6 protein-coding genes and 1 pseudogene are annotated in these 2,647 nt (G+C 71.0%); 2 read left to right on the forward strand and 5 right to left on the reverse strand.

What is annotated here, in order from left to right; genetic code table 11:
* The first annotated feature begins 185 nt into the window (after nt 1-185).
* Together ACE5C1_RS08610 and ACE5C1_RS08615 are read left to right on the forward strand one after the other, a co-directional pair.
* On the forward strand, nt 186-548 hold the full coding sequence (locus ACE5C1_RS08610; RefSeq protein WP_374943656.1) for a DUF393 domain-containing protein: 363 nt from the start codon (nt 186-188) through the stop codon (nt 546-548).
* Nucleotides 545-1,040, forward strand: a pseudogene (locus ACE5C1_RS08615) (DUF427 domain-containing protein). Before ACE5C1_RS08610 ends, ACE5C1_RS08615 begins: the two are co-directional and overlap by 4 nt.
* A 40-nt stretch (nt 1,041-1,080) precedes the next feature.
* Here ACE5C1_RS08615 and ACE5C1_RS08620 read toward each other — a convergent pair.
* The 5 genes from ACE5C1_RS08620 to ACE5C1_RS08640 all read right to left on the reverse strand — a co-directional run bounded on the left by ACE5C1_RS08620 (nt 1,081) and on the right by ACE5C1_RS08640 (nt 2,331).
* Nucleotides 1,081-1,314 (reverse strand): hypothetical protein, encoded by a 234-nt coding sequence (locus ACE5C1_RS08620; protein ID WP_374943657.1) that lies wholly within the window; start codon nt 1,312-1,314, stop codon nt 1,081-1,083.
* On the reverse strand, nt 1,314-1,568 hold the full coding sequence (locus tag ACE5C1_RS08625; protein ID WP_374943658.1) for a hypothetical protein: 255 nt from the start codon (nt 1,566-1,568) through the stop codon (nt 1,314-1,316). Before ACE5C1_RS08625 ends, ACE5C1_RS08620 begins: the two co-directional genes overlap by 1 nt.
* A gap of 129 nt (nt 1,569-1,697) precedes the next feature.
* Nucleotides 1,698-1,883 carry a hypothetical protein gene (locus ACE5C1_RS08630; protein ID WP_374943659.1) on the reverse strand — a complete coding sequence of 62 codons (186 nt, stop codon included), beginning with the start codon at nt 1,881-1,883 and terminating at the stop codon, nt 1,698-1,700.
* A gap of 67 nt (nt 1,884-1,950) precedes the next feature.
* Nucleotides 1,951-2,073 (reverse strand): hypothetical protein, encoded by a 123-nt coding sequence (locus tag ACE5C1_RS08635; protein ID WP_374943660.1) that lies wholly within the window; start codon nt 2,071-2,073, stop codon nt 1,951-1,953.
* 6 nt (nt 2,074-2,079) lie between these two features.
* Nucleotides 2,080-2,331, reverse strand: a complete 252-nt coding sequence (locus ACE5C1_RS08640; RefSeq protein ID WP_374943661.1) for a hypothetical protein — start codon at nt 2,329-2,331, stop codon at nt 2,080-2,082.
* Nucleotides 2,332-2,647 lie beyond the last annotated feature (316 nt).

Genomic DNA, 2,647 nt, shown 5'->3' on the forward strand with positions numbered 1-2,647 from the left:
TCCAGCCATCGTGGTCGCGCGTGCGCTCATGGACTCGGGAATCGACATGTTCCCTCTATGTTCCGCATCGGAGGTCGCCGCGTCAAGCGATGTCGTCGGCTTCGCCCGGACTTCCAGATGCACGGCGCACTGCCCGACGAGGTCGAAAGCGATGCACGCGCATGCCGGGCTCCCATATGCGATCCATGACCGAACTCACCGTCTGGCACGATGGCGCCTGTCCGCTCTGCCGCGCGGAGATCTCGCTGATGCGCCGTCTCGACACGCGCCGCGCGATCCGCTTCGTAGACGCCACGACGTCGGCCGAGGAGACCTGCCCTATCGATCGACGGGTGCTGCTCGCCCGCTTCCACGCGAGCGAGGACGGCCGGCTGCTGTCGGGCGCCGCCGCGTTCGCGGCGATGTGGCGCGCGATCCCGGTGCTGCGGCCGCTCGGTCTGCTCGCGCGCTCGCCGACGGCGCTCCGGCTGCTGGAGACGGCGTATCTGGGATTCCTGCGGGTCCGCCCGTCGCTGCAGCGCGCCGTGCGCCGAGTCGTGCCGACGTGAGGCCGCGACCCGATCCCGCGAACCCCGGCCAGGAGAGCGTCTGGGCCTTCCCCCCGCCCGGCGATTGCGGAGCCGACCGCCGCGCGCATCGTGATCGAGCATCTGGGCCGGGTCGTCGCCGACACGCACGCGGCGATCCGCACGCTCGAGACCAGCCATCCGCCGAGCTACTACATCCCGCGAGACGACATCGCGCCCGGCATCCTGCGCCGCGCGGAGGGCGCTTCGTTCTGCGAGTGGAAGGGGACGGCGGCCTATTTGGACGTGGTGGTCGGCGACGTCGTGCTGCCGCGCGTCGGGTGGAGCTATGCCCATCCCACCCCGCCGTTCGCCGCGCTGCGCGACCACGTCGCCTTCTACGCGGCGGCGTTCGATCGATGCAGCGTCGACGGCGAGACGGTCACGCCGCAGCCGGGCGGCTTCTACGGCGGCTGGGTCACCTCGGGCGTGGTCGGGCCGTTCAAGGGAGTCCCCGGCAGCCGCGGCTGGTGATCCGATCCGCCGGGCATGCTGCGATACGATCCGACGTCGTTCAGCGCACCGCGGGCATCCACGGCTCGACGGCGCCCAACCTGCGCTCGTCGAGATCCAGCGTCATCGCGAGCGCGCGGCGTTCGAACGCCGGATGCGGTCGTGGTCCCCTGCCCTCGACGTAGCGTTCCAGGAAGGCCGGATCGCGGCCGATCATGCAGGACAGCGACTCCAGCGAGAGGCCACGCCGCCGCGCCGCCGCCGTCACCGCCGCCCGGGGATCCATGCGCTCCATCAGTAGGCGAGCCAGTCGGTCTCCGCCTCGTCGACGGCCTCGAACAGATCGCCGTCCGCCTGCATCGCGGAGAGATGCCGGCGCACGTCGTCGGGGCTGCCGCTCCTGGGGAATCGGCGATCAGCCTTGGCGCCCGCCACGAGTTCTCCGACCAGACCCTCGCGATCGACCTGCGCAGCCACCCAGGCGCCGAACGTCTCGCCGTGCTGGTTCAAAAGCGGGATCGCGGCGGTGAAAGGGGATATCAGGGGCATTGTCCGTCTCCGATCGAGTCGACTGTCGGACGGGCGTAGCCCGTTCGTCTTTCGTTCTCAACGTCGGGGCGTTGCGTCGATCACGCCAGCGCCTTTCATCACCGTTCCGGCTTATCGGCGTGGAGCCCGTCACATGGTTCGCGCGCTTCTTCCCGCCGTGGCCTCCGTCGCGCTCGCAGCCTTTTGCAAGAACCAGAAGACGGACAGGTTCATCAAGTGCGCCTCGACGGCGGCACGGAAGGCGACGCGGTGCAGGGCGAACGGCAAGTACGCCAAGTGCGGCACGCCGGGCGAGAAGCCGGTCTGGTCGGGCAACGCCGCAGGCTCCGACCCGCGCAGCGAGCAGGCGCCGCATCGTCCCATGACGTACTCGGCCTGCCGCTCAGCGCATCGGTCGCCTGGTCAGCGCCGCGCCCACCGCCGTGATGACGAAGAGCCCGACGTAGAAGGGCGCCACGAGGATCGTCAGCGCGATCTGCCACGAAGCACCCCACACTCGCATCATCGCCGGTCAGTCGCGCGCGGTGATCGGAACGGACGGGCGGCTGGCCGGCCGCGACGCCGCCGCGGCGGCGGCGGGCGTATCGACGGAACCGGCCAGACGGGTGGCGTGCAGATGCCGGAGGATGAGTGCGAGATCCTGCTCGGCGAGGCCGCCGGCCTGATCGATCACCGCCCCGGCCGGCAGAGGCTCCACCCAGGCGGCGAGGCGGTTGCACGCCGCGCCCAGCTCGGGATCGGCGGAGTCGTCGAATGCGGCCATGTCCGAGTTCGCCCTCCCGCTGCGATGCCGGTCCGTCACCGGCCTCGACCGCGGTTAGCAGGGAGCGCGACGGCGAACAAACCGGCGGCGGCGTCGAAGGTCGGGAGCGCCGGGAGATCGACCTCCATGACGAGAACGCACCGCTGCGAACCAGGTCGGCGTCGCGAGCACGACGCCCTTCGCCAACCTCGCGAGCCCCGCGCTCCACGGAACCGGAGTCGACGTCGGCATGCCGCTCCGCTGCATGGCGGCGCGGAGCTCGCTCACGTCCAAGCGCACCCCGTCGCGCTGGCCCGACACCCAGCGCGTTCGCCTC

Source organism: Sphingomonas sp., from assembly GCF_964263785.1.
Lineage (GTDB): Bacteria > Pseudomonadota > Alphaproteobacteria > Sphingomonadales > Sphingomonadaceae > Sphingomonas.

Excerpts from the sequence above, each read along its gene's own strand:
- ACE5C1_RS08620 (WP_374943657.1), bottom strand. The coding sequence starts at position 1,314 with ATGGAGCGCATGGATCCCCGGGCGGCGGTGACGGCGGCGGCGCGGCGG.
- ACE5C1_RS08635 (WP_374943660.1), bottom strand. The coding sequence starts at position 2,073 with ATGATGCGAGTGTGGGGTGCTTCGTGGCAGATCGCGCTGACGATCCTC.
- ACE5C1_RS08610 (WP_374943656.1), top strand. The coding sequence starts at position 186 with ATGACCGAACTCACCGTCTGGCACGATGGCGCCTGTCCGCTCTGCCGC.
- ACE5C1_RS08640 (WP_374943661.1), bottom strand. The coding sequence starts at position 2,331 with ATGGCCGCATTCGACGACTCCGCCGATCCCGAGCTGGGCGCGGCGTGC.
- ACE5C1_RS08625 (WP_374943658.1), bottom strand. The coding sequence starts at position 1,568 with ATGCCCCTGATATCCCCTTTCACCGCCGCGATCCCGCTTTTGAACCAG.